This is a genomic window from Priestia sp. JV24 (assembly GCF_025910025.1).
GTDB lineage: Bacteria > Bacillota > Bacilli > Bacillales > Bacillaceae_H > Priestia > Priestia megaterium.
This window is the reverse complement of record NZ_JAPCIN010000023.1, coordinates 113,015-128,752: the sequence shown is the minus strand read 5'-3', so window position 1 is coordinate 128,752 and position 15,738 is coordinate 113,015. Positions and strand designations below refer to the sequence as shown.

The 15,738-nt window shown below is 39.3% G+C and carries 18 protein-coding genes; all 18 read left to right on the top strand.

The window, feature by feature from the left end:
• The first annotated feature begins 2 nt into the window (after nt 1-2).
• The 18 genes from fliJ (at nt 3) to OK414_RS21810 (ending at nt 15,736) form a co-directional block, all read left to right on the top strand.
• Nucleotides 3-446: a flagellar export protein FliJ gene (fliJ, locus tag OK414_RS21895; protein WP_263045052.1), complete on the top strand. Its 444-nt coding sequence runs from the start codon at nt 3-5 to the stop codon at nt 444-446.
• A 9-nt stretch (nt 447-455) separates the two neighbouring features.
• Nucleotides 456-1,073 carry a MotE family protein gene (locus OK414_RS21890; protein WP_016765400.1) on the top strand — a complete coding sequence of 206 codons (618 nt, stop codon included), beginning with the start codon at nt 456-458 and terminating at the stop codon, nt 1,071-1,073.
• Nucleotides 1,074-1,090: 17 nt separating this feature from the next.
• Entirely contained in the window at nt 1,091-3,706 is a 2,616-nt protein-coding gene (locus tag OK414_RS21885) for a flagellar hook-length control protein FliK (RefSeq protein ID WP_263045051.1), read from the top strand.
• Between the two features lie 9 nt (nt 3,707-3,715).
• Nucleotides 3,716-4,144 carry a flagellar hook assembly protein FlgD gene (flgD, locus tag OK414_RS21880; protein WP_013084790.1) on the top strand — a complete coding sequence of 143 codons (429 nt, stop codon included), beginning with the start codon at nt 3,716-3,718 and terminating at the stop codon, nt 4,142-4,144.
• 25 nt (nt 4,145-4,169) lie between these two features.
• Nucleotides 4,170-4,994, top strand: a complete 825-nt coding sequence (gene flgG, locus OK414_RS21875) for a flagellar basal body rod protein FlgG (protein WP_095378732.1) — start codon at nt 4,170-4,172, stop codon at nt 4,992-4,994.
• Between the two features lie 35 nt (nt 4,995-5,029).
• A complete protein-coding gene (locus OK414_RS21870; protein WP_013084788.1) occupies nt 5,030-5,239 on the top strand; it encodes a flagellar FlbD family protein in 210 nt (69 codons plus the stop codon).
• A 3-nt stretch (nt 5,240-5,242) separates the two neighbouring features.
• Complete coding sequence (gene fliL / locus OK414_RS21865) at nt 5,243-5,674, top strand: flagellar basal body-associated protein FliL (protein WP_025750316.1); 432 nt, start codon at nt 5,243-5,245, stop codon at nt 5,672-5,674.
• A gap of 20 nt (nt 5,675-5,694) precedes the next feature.
• Nucleotides 5,695-6,696 carry a flagellar motor switch protein FliM gene (fliM, locus tag OK414_RS21860; protein WP_034649206.1) on the top strand — a complete coding sequence of 334 codons (1,002 nt, stop codon included), beginning with the start codon at nt 5,695-5,697 and terminating at the stop codon, nt 6,694-6,696.
• Nucleotides 6,686-7,816, top strand: coding sequence for a flagellar motor switch phosphatase FliY (gene fliY / locus OK414_RS21855; RefSeq protein WP_253948207.1), 1,131 nt, complete (start codon nt 6,686-6,688; stop codon nt 7,814-7,816). Before fliM ends, fliY begins: the two co-directional genes overlap by 11 nt.
• Nucleotides 7,817-7,837: 21 nt before the next feature.
• Nucleotides 7,838-8,200, top strand: coding sequence for a response regulator (locus OK414_RS21850; protein ID WP_016765392.1), 363 nt, complete (start codon nt 7,838-7,840; stop codon nt 8,198-8,200).
• 63 nt (nt 8,201-8,263) lie between these two features.
• A complete protein-coding gene (locus OK414_RS21845; protein ID WP_263045050.1) occupies nt 8,264-8,905 on the top strand; it encodes a flagellar biosynthetic protein FliO in 642 nt (213 codons plus the stop codon).
• Nucleotides 8,898-9,566, top strand: a complete 669-nt coding sequence (gene fliP / locus OK414_RS21840) for a flagellar type III secretion system pore protein FliP (RefSeq protein ID WP_013084783.1) — start codon at nt 8,898-8,900, stop codon at nt 9,564-9,566. Before OK414_RS21845 ends, fliP begins: the two co-directional genes overlap by 8 nt.
• 10 nt (nt 9,567-9,576) lie before the next feature.
• Entirely contained in the window at nt 9,577-9,846 is a 270-nt protein-coding gene (gene fliQ, locus OK414_RS21835; protein ID WP_016765390.1) for a flagellar biosynthesis protein FliQ, read from the top strand.
• A gap of 2 nt (nt 9,847-9,848) precedes the next feature.
• Complete coding sequence (gene fliR / locus OK414_RS21830; RefSeq protein ID WP_016765389.1) at nt 9,849-10,625, top strand: flagellar biosynthetic protein FliR; 777 nt, start codon at nt 9,849-9,851, stop codon at nt 10,623-10,625.
• 2 nt (nt 10,626-10,627) lie between these two features.
• A complete protein-coding gene (gene flhB, locus OK414_RS21825; RefSeq protein WP_095378729.1) occupies nt 10,628-11,710 on the top strand; it encodes a flagellar biosynthesis protein FlhB in 1,083 nt (360 codons plus the stop codon).
• Nucleotides 11,711-11,740: 30 nt separating this feature from the next.
• On the top strand, nt 11,741-13,777 hold the full coding sequence (gene flhA, locus OK414_RS21820) for a flagellar biosynthesis protein FlhA (RefSeq protein WP_034649213.1): 2,037 nt from the start codon (nt 11,741-11,743) through the stop codon (nt 13,775-13,777).
• On the top strand, nt 13,777-14,874 hold the full coding sequence (locus tag OK414_RS21815; protein ID WP_237892903.1) for a GTP-binding protein: 1,098 nt from the start codon (nt 13,777-13,779) through the stop codon (nt 14,872-14,874). The genes flhA and OK414_RS21815 overlap by 1 nt, the downstream gene beginning before the upstream one ends.
• The gene (locus OK414_RS21810) at nt 14,867-15,736 is read left to right on the top strand and encodes a MinD/ParA family protein (RefSeq protein ID WP_263045049.1); all 870 of its coding nucleotides are present in this window, start codon (nt 14,867-14,869) and stop codon (nt 15,734-15,736) included. Before OK414_RS21815 ends, OK414_RS21810 begins: the two co-directional genes overlap by 8 nt.
• Nucleotides 15,737-15,738: the final 2 nt, after the last annotated feature.

The following is a 15,738-nucleotide window of genomic DNA, read 5'->3' as shown; positions in this document are numbered from 1 at the left end:
ATATGGCATATGAATTTAGGTTATCTAAAATAATGGCAATCAAGTCAAATGAAAAAGATGAACTGCTATATCAATATAATCAATCATTGCAGCAGTTTGAAACAGCGGGTGAAAAGCTTTATAAAAAGTTAAAAGAAAAAGAAACGCTAATTGAACAGCATACGGGCAAAATGAAGCAAGGGCTTTCTATTTTAGAAATTACGTCATTTCAGCAGTTTTTAACAAGTGCCGAACGAGTGATTGAGAGGCTGCAACAAGAGGTCATGTTTGCAAGACAGCAAATGAACTTAAAGAAACTGAAGCTAGAAGAAAAGAACATAGAAGTAAAGAAGTATGAAAAGTTAAAAAAGAGAGACTACGATTCTTATATAACCGCGGAAAAACAGTTAGAAGCGAAGCAAATGGATGAGCTGTCGCTACAGCAGTATATGCTGCATAGGAATTAGGTGGAAAACATGGCTAATCAAAAAGAGTTAAGAGAAGAGTACGAAGAAGAAAAGTCTTACAGTAAAAGCCAAGTGTTTTTATTTTTAATCTTTATTCCAGCAGTGTTCCTCATCTTGGCGGCTTATATTGTTCTGACGCTTTTAGGCGTTAATGTAAATGATAAAGTTTCAGGTATTACACATGCCATTCCGTTTGTATCAAGTGAACAGTCGCAAAAAAATGAAAATATTCAAGAAAGCAATGAAGAAATACAAAAGCAGGTTGATAGCCTTCAAAAGAAGTTGAGCACGAAAGAAAAGCAAATCGCAGCTTATGAGAAAACGATCACTACAAAAGATCGTCAAATGGATGAACTAAAAATTGAAATGCGCGATATGGAAGAAAAAGCCGATGATGAAGCGAAAAAACAAAAGAACAATCAGCTGGCAAAAAAAGATGTCATTGCTACCTATGAAAACATGTCTCCTAAAAATGCAGCACTTATCTTTGCCGAATTAAAAGAAGACAAAGCGGTCGCGATGCTTAAGCAGTTCAAAGCGAGTACAAGAACAGCAATCTTAGAAAAAATGGATCCAAAAGTAGCTGCACGCTATACGACATTGTTAACAGATCAGATTGAGGAATAAAAGCAGAGGTGAAAACAGTGGAAATTTCACTACGTCCAGCAGCTGCATCAAAGGTAAACTGCGATGAAAAAGCAGCTGTTATTCAGACTCAGGGTTTTTTTGAAGAAGTTGTTCAGCAGCTTAAGCAGCTAGATGCGCAGCCTTTAACGCGCGGGGAGAAATCATCCGATAAACAAACGGTAGATCAAGACGTCTTCAAGGCGGTCGGGTTAATGGCAATTCAGTTAAGCGAAGCAGAAGATGAAGAGGATGAACCATCTGTCTTGTACGAACATCTAGCCGAGATGATCAGTAGTATTCCAGGTAGTCTAGATTTGGAACAGCCGCTTCTAAAGCTGCAGCACGTGTTAACAGACATGCAGCATGCACCTGTTTCACCTGAAACAGACAGTCAAGAACAGTATTTAACTTCTATTTCTACTTTGCTGGAACTATGTAAAAATACGTCAGCTGTTTTTCAAACAGAGTTTGCTCAGCTGATGGAAGAACTACAAAAACCGCAGCTGCAGTCAGTGAAGCTTTCGGATCTGCAGCTTGAGGGTTTGCAGAAAACTGCTGCTGAAAAAATAGAGAAAATTCATAAACAACCACGTGTATTAACCGATACCTTACATGAAAAGCGCTCAGCTGATTTCTTCGCCGTTGTTCAAGCAGCCCCAAAAAGTTCTGTAAGAGATATGACCGCTTTTCATAAAGAGGAAAAAGTGCCGCTTTTGAATCAGCTTCCATGGAAAAAAGATGTGGTTTTAGGTAACCCAAGTATAGATAGTAAAAGTTCTTTCACTGCTAAAACGGCCGAGGCGACCTTAGAAAATAACCCATCATCTTTTAAATCTAATGAAGTACCTAAGGTCCAAGAATTTTCTATTGATCTAGGGCAAGCAAACTCTGATCATCAACAGTCTGAAGATCTGGTAAACGAGCTGCAAAAAATATGGAGTAAAGCTTCGATCAGTACTGAAGAAGGAGCATCTAAGCTTTCCATTAAGTTGTTTCCAAAGCAGCTAGGTACGATTTCAATTGAGGTGCTTCAACAAGACAATGAAAAAATTGCGCAGGTTGTGGTAACGTCAACGAAAACAAAAGAGCTATTAGACGCCAGCCTTTTCAGTTTACGACAAGCTCTTGCGTCTCAGCATGTATCGGTTGATCAAGTGGATGTGGCCGCTGTTGGAGCGGCTTCAGAAAGTTCTATGACAGATATGAACGCTTTTGGTAAAGAAGAAAAAGGGTCGCAGTTTTCTATTGAGTTAAGGCAAGCAAAATCAGACCATCAGCAGTCTAGCGATTTGGTAAACGAGCTGCAAAAAATATGGAGTAAAGCATCGATCAGTATTGAAGAGAGAGCATCTAAGCTTTCTATTAAGTTATTGCCAAAGCAGCTAGGTACGATTTCAATTGAAGTGCTTCAACAAGACAATGAAACGGTTGCACAAGTAGCTGTATCGTCAGCGAAAACAAAAGAGCTGTTAAATGCCAACCTTTTTAGGTTACGGCAAGCTCTCGCGTCTCAGCATGTATCAGTTGAACAAGTCGATGTGGTTGCTGTTCAAGCAGCTCCAGAAAGCTCTGTAACAGATATGACTGCTTTTGGTAAAGAAGAAAAAAGGCCGCAGGTTTCTATTGATTTAGGGAAAGTGAAATTAGACCATCAACAGTCTAGTGATCTAGTAAACGAGCTGCAAAAAATATGGAGTAAAGCTTCGCTCAGTGCTGAAGAGAGAAGATCCAAGCTTTTCGTTACGTTATTGCCAAAGCAGCTAGGTACGATTTCAATTGAAGTGCTTCAACAAGACAATGAAAGGGTTGCGCAGGTTGTGGTAACGTCAGCGAAAACAAAGGAGCTGTTAGACGCCAATCTTTTCAAATTACGACAAGCTCTCACGTCTCAGCATGTATCGGTTGAGCAAGTTGGTGTGGACGCTGTTCATACAGCTTCAGAAAGTTCTGTGAGAAATATGAACGCTTTTCGTAAAGAAGAAAAAATACCGTTTTTCAATCAGCTTCCATGGAAAAAAGATGTGGTATTACACAGCGAAAGTATAGATACAAATAGCTCTTTAAAAAATAGCGAAAGTTCTGCAGTTACAAACACAACCGAAGCGACAGTAGAGAATCAGCCATCATCCTTTGGAAGTGGAGAAATGCCTAAGCTTCAGCAGTTCTCTATTTATCTAGGGCAAGCAAAATCTGACTATCAACAGTCTAGCAATTTGGTAAACGAGCTTGAAAAAATATGGAGTAAAGCTTCGATCAGTACTGAAGAGGGAACATCCAAGCTTTTCATTAAGTTATTGCCAAAACAGCTAGGTGCGATTTCAATTGAAATGCTTCAGAAAGACAGTGAAACGGTTGCGCGAATTGTCGTATCGTCAGCAAAAACAAAAGAGTTATTGGACGCCAACCTTTCAACTTTGCGGCACGGTCTCGCGTCTCAGCATGTATCAATTGATAAAATCGATGTGCTACTGTCAGAACAAGCGATGTCGTATAACAATGAAAACGACCAGCAAAAAGAAAGACAGGAAAAAGAAGCGTTTAAAAAAGAAGAAGATCAAGATTCACAACAATTGGAAGAATCGGATTCCTTTCTATCTTCTTTTGAAGCAGCGCTCATTAACTACAACGTATAGGTGATAACAATGACAAATGAAATTACGTCTGACTTGTATTTAAGCAATAGGGACACACCAGTGAAGCAAACGGGAAACAGCTCGCTTGGCAAAGATGACTTTTTGAAGCTTTTGATTGCGCAGCTTCAAAATCAAGATCCAATGAATCCAATGCAAGACAAAGACTTTATTGCTCAAATGGCTCAGTTTTCATCCCTTGAACAAATGACAAATATGAGCACATCGCTCAATACGTTTTTAACGCAGTCTCAGGCTTCTCCTATTTTAAAAGGAAGCGAATTAATTGGTAAAACCGCTGCATGGTTAGATGAAGAAGGAAATAAAAAGCAAGGAGTTATTTTAACAGCATCCGTCAAAAACAATGAGGTATCGTTTGGGATCAATGATGAAAATCATACGGTACTTTCGCTAAACGATATCTTAGAAGTAAGCAGTTAACCAACCAAATTTAAGGAGTGATTTTATGTTACGTTCGATGTATTCAGGAATCAGCGGCATGAAAAATTTTCAAACTAAATTAGATGTCCTAGGAAATAACATTGCCAACGTTAATACATACGGCTATAAAAAAGGACGTACAACGTTTCAAGATTTAGTAAGTCAGCAGGTAGCAGGAGCAACAGCACCGGGAGCTAACCGTGGAGGTGTTAATGCTAAACAAGTCGGATTAGGTTCGCAAATTGGCACAATTGATACAGTTCAAACGGCAGGAAGCATTCAGTCAACGGGGCGTCCGCTTGATTTAGCTATTTCTGGAGACGGTTATTTTGTTGTCGGTAATAGTGGTACACAAAATACTGGAGCGGTGACAAATCCCATGTATACAAGAGCTGGAAACTTTTATTTAGATAGAAATGGAGCCTTGGTAACAGGAAGTGGCCTTTATTTGCAAAGTTCGACCAATCAGAAGATTGTTATCCCTACAAATAGTCAAAGCTATAGCATTGGGTCGGATGGATCAGTTAATTATATAGACAATACTGGTGTATCGAGGGTTGCAGGTACTATTAAGCTTGCAAAGTTTGCCAACAACGAAGGACTTCAAAAAGTAGGAGGAAACTTGTTTGCGGATACTCCAAATGCAGGGCTGGTTACAACTCCTGCAAACATTACCCCTGGAAACAACGGCACAGGAACGCTTGTCTCCAACGCCCTTGAAATGTCCAACGTTGATTTATCCGAGGAATTCACGGACATGATTGTTGCACAGCGCGGATTTCAAGCGAACACAAGAATTATTACAACATCCGATGAAATACTGCAAGAGTTAGTGAATCTAAAACGATAGGCGGGAGGAAGGAGTAGGTATTACTCCGGTTAATTATGATCACTTTAACAAGGCTAAACGGCAAAACATTTACGTTAAACGCACTCTACATCGAGCAGGTTGAAGCATTTCCTGATACGACCATTACGCTAACGAATAACAAAAAGCTAGTGGTAAAGGATTCAGTTGAAGAAGTGAATGAGAAAGTGACGGGCTATTATCAGCGAATTAACGTATTAGGGCTGCAGCAAACGACGGAGGAATAAAGTGTGTTTAAAAATAAGCTAATTAGTAAGATGATTATTATCATGCTTTCTCTTACTTTAATAGGAAGCATTGCTGTTATCGTGACGCTAAAGTATACAGAGCAGGCAAGTACTGAAAAAGGTCCATCTATCGACGATGTGATTAAAGCTTCTGTAGATGTAACGGATATTAAAACAAATCTAAAAAGCAATAACTACATCAGCATCTCTTTTAAAATTCAAATGGATAGTAAAAAAGCAGCGGCAGAGCTTCAAAAAAGAGATTTTCAAGTAAGAGACATTATTATCAAAAGGCTCTCAGATATGAGTGCTCAAGATTTTGAAGGAACGCAAGGGCTCAGCACGTTAGAAACAGATATTGCAAAGCAAATTGATCAATTAATGGAAAACGGACATGTTGTTAAAATTTATACAACGTCTAAAGTGTTGCAGTAAAGAAAAAGGGAGGGAAGCTAGTGGCTGGGGATGTATTATCACAAAATGAAATTGATGCCCTATTATCCGCGTTATCAACCGGAGAGATGGATGCGGATGAGCTAAAAAAAGAAAATAAAAAACAGCGTATTCGTACATATGATTTTAAACGCGCCCTGCGTTTTTCAAAAGATCAGATTCGCAGTTTGACGCGAATTCATGAAAATTATGCGCGCATGCTCATCAATGTCTTTTCGGCGCAGCTTCGTAACGTTGTACAAGTGTCCGTTGTATCAGTAGATCAAATTCCGTATGAGGAGTTCATTCGCTCTGTTCCGAAAGTAACCATCTTAAATGTGATAGCCGTCCCTCCTTTAGAAGGGCATATCATTATGGAAGTCAATCCGAACATTGCCTATGCGATGCTTGACCGCTTGCTCGGGGGACAAGGCGAGAGCGGTGGGAAAATTAGTAACTTAACGGAAATTGAAACGAGCTTGGTTCGAAACTTGTTAGAGAAAACGTTAGATAGTATGAGAGAAGCTTGGAGTTCTATTGCGGAAATTGAACCTGAAACATCAGAGTTTGAAGTGAACCCTCAGTTTTTGCAGGTAATTTCACCAAATGAAATTGTCATCGTCATTTCATTAAACGTACAAATTGGAGATGAAACGGGCATGATCAATCTATGTATTCCGCACGTGACGCTTGAGCCGATCGTGTCCAAACTGTCCGTTCATTACTGGATGCAATCTTCGAAAAAAGAACCTAATGTACAAGAGGTTGAGCAGCTAAAGGAACAAATCAATGGTGCGGAATTGCAGGTTGTAGCCGAGCTAGGAAAAGCGGATATTTCAATTGAAGATTTCCTAGCATTAGATGCAGGAGATGTTATTCGACTGCAAACAAGCGTTCATAATCCGTTAACTATTTACGTCGGAGAACAACCTAAATTTATTGCACAGCCTGGAAAAGTCAGGCGGAAAGTTGCTGTGCAAATTCTAGATGATGTTAAGAGGAGGAACGAAAGGAATGAACGATGACATGCTTTCGCAAGATGAAATTGATGCGTTGTTAAAAGGAACTTCTTCACTTGACGAGTTTTCAGAGCCGAATAAGTCAAGTCAAGTAGACGATTACTTTACGGAAATGGAAAAAGACGCGCTTGGCGAAATTGGAAATATTTCGTTTGGCAGTTCAGCAACAGCGCTATCGGCTTTATTGAATCAAAAAGTCGATATTACCACACCGTTTGTATCGCTCGTATATAAAGAAGAGCTGACGAATGAATTTCCAAATCCTCATGTCGCTGTGCAAGTTCAGTATACAGAAGGCTTTTCTGGTACGAATTTGTTAGTTATTAAACATGAAGATGCAGCTGTTATTTCAGATTTGATGCTTGGTGGAACGGGTGAGAATCCGACGGAAATCATGGATGAAATTAAGCTGAGTGCAGTGCAGGAAGCGATGAATCAAATGATGGGTTCTGCAGCGACGTCTATGTCCACGGTATTTCAAAAGAAAATTGATATCTCTCCGCCGAGTTTAGATATTTTAAATATTCAAAAAGGGGAAGGTACAGAGCTGATTCCCCAAGATGACGTCTTTGTAAAGGTCTCTTTTAATTTGAAGGTAGGCACATTAATCGATTCGAATATTATGCAGCTTTTATCTATACCGTTCGCAAAAAGTTTGGTCGAAGAGCTCTTAGTTCCAAATTCAGAAGATACGGCAGCTTCTATTGAAAAAGAATCAGATCTTAACGGAAAGCAAACAGAACCGCCGGCAGCTGAAGACATACAGCATGAAGAAACACAGCAGGCAGAATCTGTTCATGTACCAGTTGATGTTCAGCCCGCATCGTTTTCAGAGTTCGAGCACATGTCTTCTCCTCAAGGGGATTCACGAAATTTAGACATGCTGCTTGATATCCCGCTTCAAGTTACCGTGGAGCTTGGAAGAACTAAGCGAACGGTTCAAGAGATTTTAGCATTATCTTCTGGTGCAATCATTGAACTTGATAAACTAGCAGGCGAACCAGTAGATATCTTAATTAATAGCAAATTAATAGCAAAAGGCGAAGTGGTCGTCATTGACGAGAATTTTGGCGTTCGCGTAACCGATATTATTAGTCAAAGAGACCGTATTAACAAACTAAAGTAATGATTTTTAGGAGGAGTAGAGATGGGAAATCGAATTTTAATTGTAGATGATGCTGCATTCATGCGCATGATGATCAAAGATATTTTAACGAAAAATGGATATGAAGTAGTAGCGGAAGCGGCAGATGGCCAGCAGGCTGTGGAGTTATTTAAAGAGCATGCACCAGATCTTGTCACAATGGATATTACAATGCCTGAAATGGATGGAATTACGGCCTTAAAAGAAATTAAAACCATAAAAGGTGATGCTAAGGTGATTATGTGTTCAGCCATGGGCCAGCAGGCAATGGTGATTGATGCTATTCAAGCAGGGGCAAAAGATTTTATCGTTAAGCCTTTTCAAGCAGATCGTGTATTAGAGGCAATTTCAAAAGCAATTGGATAAACAACAGATTGGCGGGGCTTTCCCGCTAATCTTACACTATATTGAAGTAAGAGGTGGCAGACATTGCTGCGAAAGTTCGTAATTGCTGCGCTGTTAATAAGCGTATTAGCAGGATCAAATCAAATCGTCTATGCAGAAAGTAGATCTGCATCCGTAAAAGAATGTTTGGAAAAAACGGAGAAGTGTTCAGAGAGTGAGAGTACTGATTCAAAAGAAAAAACTGAACTCCAGGGGATGCCTACGCTTTCAGCTGGAGATATCGTGAAGATGATATTCGCGTTTTTACTTGTAATTGGGCTGCTTTTTGCGCTCTTAAAATTTGTAAATAAAAAAGGAAGGCTGCTGCAAAAAAATAAAGTAGTACAAAACTTGGGTGGTACAAATGTTGGAAGCAGCAAATCTGTACAAGTAGTTAAAGTTGGAAATCAGCTTTTTATTATCGGAGTCGGTGAAAATGTGCAGCTTCTTTCAGAAATTACAGGGCAAGAGAAACAGCAGCTGCTCACGCAGTATGAGGAACAACAGAAAAACGAGAGCGAATATAAAGTCGTACTACCGTCTTTTTTAGAAAAATTGACTTCTAAAAAAGAAGAGAAATCTAGTCATTCTTTTCAGCAGCTTTTTCAGCGAGAAATGAATGAAATGAAAATAAAAAGGCAAAACGTACTGAAAGAGTTAGAAAGGAACAAAAAGAACGATGAATGAAGTGATGAATCTCTTTAACTCGAGCAGTCCTACAAATATTTCAACGTCTGTCCAGCTTTTGTTGCTGCTGACGGTGTTTTCGGTAGCTCCTGGAATTTTAATTATGATGACCTGCTTTACACGAATTGTCATTGTGCTGTCATTTGTACGTACATCGCTCGGGACACAGCAAATGCCTCCTAATCAAATATTAGTTGGTTTATCGCTGTTTTTAACGTTTTTTATTATGGCGCCAACTTTTTCTCAGGTAAATGAACAGGCGCTTCAGCCGCTTTTAAAAGAAAAAATCACGCTGAATCAAGCCTATGAAAAAGCAGCTGAACCGATGAAAGAATTTATGAGTGCCCATACAAGACAAAAAGATTTAGCTCTTTTTTTAGAATATGCGGATATAGATAAACCATCCTCTGTTCAAGATATTCCCTTAACCGCGCTCGTTCCGGCTTATGCAATCAGTGAGCTAAAGACAGCCTTTCAAATTGGATTTATGATTTTTATTCCTTTTCTTATTATCGATATGATTATAGCAAGCGTGCTGATGTCTATGGGAATGATGATGCTTCCTCCCGTTATGATTTCGCTCCCGTTTAAAATTTTACTATTTGTACTGGTTGACGGCTGGAATTTAGTTGTTAAATCATTATTAATAAGTTTTCAATAGGTGATAGACAATGAATGGAGAATTTGTCATTTCGTTAGCAGAAAAAGGCGTATATACGATCTTAATTGTATCTGGCCCTTTATTGCTGCTGGCCCTTGTAGTTGGGCTCATTATTAGTATTTTTCAAGCAACTACCCAAATTCAAGAGCAAACACTTGCTTTTGTTCCTAAGATTGTAGCGGTCTTAGTAGGGATTGTATTTTTTGGTCCGTGGATGTTATCAAAAATGATTTCATTTACATATGAAATTTTTTCAAATCTGTATCGGTACGTAGGATAGCTATGAGTCAGTTGATCTTATCCTATCCCGCGTTTTTACTAGTGCTAGTGCGCGTAACGTCTTTTTTTATTACGGTTCCGCTATTTTCATACAAAACGATTCCCGCAGTTCATAAAGTAGGTTTGTCTGCCTCACTATCCGTCATTATTGCGACAACAATTGATTTACCCGTCGTTTCATTAGATGCACAGTTTGTACTTTTAGTAGTAAAGGAATGTGCTGTTGGGTTGTTTATTGGTTTGACTGCGTATGTATTTATTATGGCTATTCAAATTGCCGGAGGTCTCATCGATTTTCAAGTTGGGTTTGCGATTGCCAACGTAATAGATCCGCAGACAGGGGCGCAAAGTCCGATACTAGGTCAATATTTATATGTATTTGCTCTCCTATTTTTATTATCGACCAATGGACATCATTTATTAATAGACGGCATCTATAATAGTTATTTAATTATTCCGTTAGACAAAGTAGCTTTCCCTGTGGGAAGCCAAGCATTTGCTACACACATCATAACTGTTTTTTCATCGATGTTTTTAGTAGCTGTTCAAATGTCTTTGCCTTTGGTAGGTTCATTATTTTTAGTCGATATCGCGCTTGGAATTGTCGCAAGAACCGTCCCGCAGTTAAATATTTTCGTAGTGGGGTTTCCGGTAAAAATTATTGTTGCCTTTATTTTGCTGATTGTCGTGATGGGGAGCATGTTTTATATGATGCAAATCATATTTGAACAAATGATAGAAGCGATGCGCGCGACGATCCGCATATTAGGAGGGGTGTAGCTTTGTTTTTAGTAAAAGTTGATTTGCAATTTTTCGCGGGAGAAAAAACGGAAAAAGCTACACCTAAAAAAAAGCAAGACTCTAGAAAAAAAGGACAGGTAGCTAAAAGTCAAGACGTTACAACTGCGCTCATCCTTTTAATGGTTTTTCTTTATTTTTTGTTTGGAGCCAAACAGTTTTTACAGCAAATGATGAAGTTGTTAAGAGAAGCTTTTCAAACGTATATGCTTGAGGAAGTGACGGCAGAGCGCGTATTTGCGATGTTTAAGCACCTTCTTCCTGCAATAGCCCTTGCAGCAGGTCCTGTTATGCTCGCAGCTTTTATTGCTGCGCTCGGAGCGAATTATATGCAGGTTGGTATTCTTTTTTCCACGGAGGCTCTTCAGCCTAAGTTAGAAAAGATTAACCCTATTAGCGGAGCCAAACGGATTTTTGCCATGAGAGCGCTGGTAGAACTAATCAAGTCAACGCTGAAAATTATGTGTATCGGAGCCGTCACGTTTTTTATCTTATGGATTCACATAGAAGATGTATTAAATTTATCTCAAAAAAGTATAGGGGACTCGCTGGTTGTTCTGTCTAAGCTTGTTTTTCAAATGGGACTTGCAGCCTCGCTTATGCTTTTATTTTTATCGCTGCTTGATTATTTTTACCAAAAGTTTGATTTCGAGAAAAATATTCGAATGTCAAAGCAAGATATCAAAGATGAGCATAAAAACATTGAAGGCGATCCTCTAATCAAATCAAAAATAAAGCAAAAGCAGCGGGAAATGGCAATGTCTCGCATGATGCAAGAAGTTCCAAAAGCAGATGTCATCATTACAAACCCCACTCATTATGCCATTGCTTTAAAATATGATGAAGAAAAAATGGATGCTCCCTATGTTGTAGCCAGCGGCGTAGATTTTATTGCTCAAAAGATTAAAGGAATCGCCAAAAGCCATGAAATCATCATGGTAGAGAACCGCCCGCTGGCAAGAGCACTTTTTGACCAAACTAAAGTAGGAGATGCAGTACCCGAAGAATTTTTTAAAGCGGTGGCTGAAATATTAGCTTACGTATACCGCATTCAAAATAAAATGTAACGTTACGCTATTGTAAGGAGAGAAAAATTAATGTCTGCAAGAGAACTGCCAGTTGTTATAGGTGTTGTACTTATTATCGTTATGCTTGTTATTCCGTTGCCTTCATGGTTATTAAGTATTTTAATCATGATTAACATTTCTCTTGCACTGCTTGTACTGCTCGTTTCCATGAATATGAAAGAACCTTTAGAGCTATCGGTATTTCCGTCTTTGCTGCTGGTTCTTACGCTGTTTCGATTAGGTTTGAATGTATCGACAACACGTTCAATCTTAGGAACAGGAGAAGCAGGCGGAGTGGTGGAAACATTCGGCCACTTCGTTATTGGAGGCAATCCTTTGGTGGGCTTTGTTGTCTTCATTATTTTAATTATCATTCAGTTTCTCGTTATTACAAAAGGAGCGGAGCGTGTTTCTGAAGTAGCCGCCCGCTTTACCTTAGATGCGATGCCGGGTAAACAAATGAGTATTGATGCAGATTTAAATGCAGGTATGATTTCAGAAAAGCAAGCAATTGACCGCCGTGAAAAAATTCAGCGCGAAGCAGATTTTTATGGAGCAATGGATGGAGCCAGTAAATTCGTCAAAGGTGACGCCATTGCAGGGATTGTCATCACCCTGATTAATATCTTATTTGGGATTATTATCGGCATGCTGCAAATGGGAATGTCCATCACTGAAGCATCCCAAACCTTTACTTTGTTAACAGTAGGCGATGGGTTAGTGAGTCAAATTCCAGCCCTTATGATTTCAACAGCGACAGGTATTATCGTCACTAGAGCTGCTTCAACAGGTAATTTGAGCGAAGATATTACACAGCAGCTGTTTGCTTTTCCCGTTATGCTTTATGTCACTGGAGGAACGATTGCGGCTCTTGGTTTAATTACGCCAATTAATGATGTTATTACAATGCCTATTGCTATTTTGTTAGGAGTGGGAGGCTATTATTTGTCTCGGGCTAAGCATCAGGCGGTTCGTGAAGAAATGGCGCCTACTGAAGAAGAGCTTGAAGACAATGAAATGAAAAGTCCGGAGAGTGTTGTCAATCTATTAAGCGTTGATCCAATTGAATTTGAATTTGGGTATGCATTAATTCCGCTTGCTGATACGAATCAAGGAGGCGATCTGCTTGATCGAATTGTGATGATTAGGCGACAGCTGGCACTTGAGCTAGGATTGGTCATTCCGGTTGTTCGCATCAGAGACAACATTCAGCTTCAGCCCAACGAATACTGTCTTAAAATAAAGGGCAATGAAGTGGCAAAAGGGGAGCTGCTGCTCGATCACTATTTAGCAATCAGTCCGGGAGTGGATGATGATTTGATTGAAGGAATTGATACGTTAGAGCCAGCTTTTAAAATGCCTGCAAAATGGATTAGTGAGTCCGCGAAGGAGCAGGCTGAGATGTTCGGGTATACCGTTGTTGACCCGCCGTCGGTTGTGTCTACGCACATAACAGAAGTTATAAAATCGTATGCGCATGAGCTGATTGGAAGGCAGGAGACAAAGCAACTAATCGATCACACAAAAGAAACGTATCCTATTTTAATTGAGGAAGTAACGCCTAATCCGCTTTCTGTTGGAGACATTCAAAGGGTACTGGCAAAGCTTTTAAAAGAAAGCGTCTCAATTCGAAATTTACCCATTATTTTTGAGGTGCTGGCGGACTACGGCAAAATGACGTCAGACACCGATTTGTTAACTGAATATGTCCGGCAAGGACTCGCAAGACAAATTACCAGTCAATATACGGTCCAAGAAGGTCTGCTTCGAGTTCTTACCCTTTCAGGAAAAGTTGAAAAAATGATGGCGGAAGCTGTTCAACAAACGGAGCATGGGAATTATTTGTCACTAGACCCTAACGTTTCACAAGCTATCCTGGAAAGTATAGCCAAGCAAACAGAAACACTTTCTTTTCAAGAACAGTCTCCAATTGTGTTATGTTCTCCTGCGGTGAGGATGTACGTGCGTCAAATCACTGAGCGGTATTTTCCCCATATGGCGGTTTTATCATATAACGAGCTAGAAGCAAATGTTGAAGTTCAAAGTGTTGGAGTGGTGGATATCTGATGAAAGTAAAAAAATACGTAGTAGCATCCATGCCGCAAGCTATGAAAGCCATTCGTTCAGATTTAGGTGAGGAAGCGGTTATTTTACATTCAAAACAAATTCGAACAGGAGGGTTTCTTGGTCTATTTACTAAGGCAAAAATAGAAGTATTGGCAGCTGTCGATTCGGTAGAAAAGCTGAGCGTAAAGAAGAATTCATCGTCGCCAGAACCCAGTATGGAAGATAATCAATCTTTTATGAAGCAGCAGCTCAGTGAGTTAAATACTCTTGTCTCACAAATGAATCAAGTGCCAAAGGTTTCTTCAGGTTCATATCCAAAAGCAGTGGAGGATGTGTTTGCCTATTTGCGTTTGCAAGAAATAGACGAAGCTATTTTAAAAAGTATAGAGGCTCCTATGCTAGAGTACTACTACTTACATCGCCCTAACTCAAATCAACTTATGGAGTGGACGAAGAGCTGGTTTGGCAATCAGTTTAAAGCAAGTGAATGGAGCGGTCCTTTCAAAAAATATGTAAGTGTAGTAGGACCAACAGGTGTCGGTAAAACAACAACTCTTGCTAAATTGGCCGCAAAATGTGTCCTGGAACACAATCAAAAAATAGCATTTATTACAACTGACACGTATAGAATTTCAGCGATTGAGCAGCTCAAGACGTACGCTTCGATCTTGAATGCGCCTTTAACGATTTGTTATAACGGAGCAGATTTTAAAAAAGCTTTGCTAGAAGCGGAAGCATACGATGTGATTTTTATTGACACAGCAGGTCGTAACTTTTTAGAACAGCAATATGTAAATGATTTAAAGAAAATTATTACGTTTCAAGAAGATTTGCAAACGTTTCTTGTTTTAGCCCTAACGTCAAAAGTATCAGATATGAAAGCTGTATATGAACGTTTTGCTAGTCTGCCTGTTGATCACTTGATTTTTACGAAGCAAGATGAAACCACCCGTAAAGGCTCGCTTTTAAATATGTTATATCATTACGGCCAGCGAGCTGCTTTTACAACAAACGGGCAGGATGTACCAGAAGATGTTTCGGCATTTAAAATAAAAGAGTTTATTGACGATGTATTTGGAGATTGGAAAGATGAATGATCAAGCAGCAGTTTTAAGAGAAAAAGTGTTAAAGAAGCATCAAAACTCTTTAAGGAATTGTAAAACACTAGCCGTGTTAAGCGGAAAAGGAGGAGTTGGAAAGTCGAATCTATCATTAAACTTATCTCTTGCGCTAACGAAGCAAAAGCAAAGAGTTCTTCTTTTTGATATGGATATAGGGATGGGAAATATTGATATTTTGATTGGGCAAACTACTTCATATACGATGGTCGATTTGCTAGAAAAAAAGCTTTCCATCCAGCAAATTATTAAAAAAGGTCCTCAAAATTTAGCTTATGTGGCTGGTGGAACAGGAATTCCCTCTGTATTTGAATGGTCTCCATCAGATCTTGCTCATTTAATACAAGAATTGAATTCGTTAATAAATCAATATGATTATATGATTTTTGATATGGGAGCGGGCATGTCAGAGAGTGTACTTAAGTTTTTAAAAGCTGTAGATGAAATGATCGTGGTCACAACACCAGAACCTACATCTATAACAGATGCCTACGCTGCTATTAAGCTAGCAGCTTCCTATTCTGTATCAGCACCGGTTCGTCTTATTATTAACAAAACGCTTTCTGACAAAGAAGGAAATGAGACGTATGAACGATTTAGCCGAGCTGTTCAGCAGTTTTTGAACATATCTATTTCTCTATTAGGTATTGTACCAAACGATCAAGCTGTCCAGAAAGCGGTCAATCGCCAAATGCCTTTTTTGCTTCAAAATCCAGCATCTAAAGCGAGTATATCACTAATAGAAATGGTGAGTATTCTTATTCCTCAAGACAATAGGATAACGGCTAAAAACGAGGGAATGTTTATTCGGCGCCTCAAACGATTTTTTCTTGAAAGGTAGGA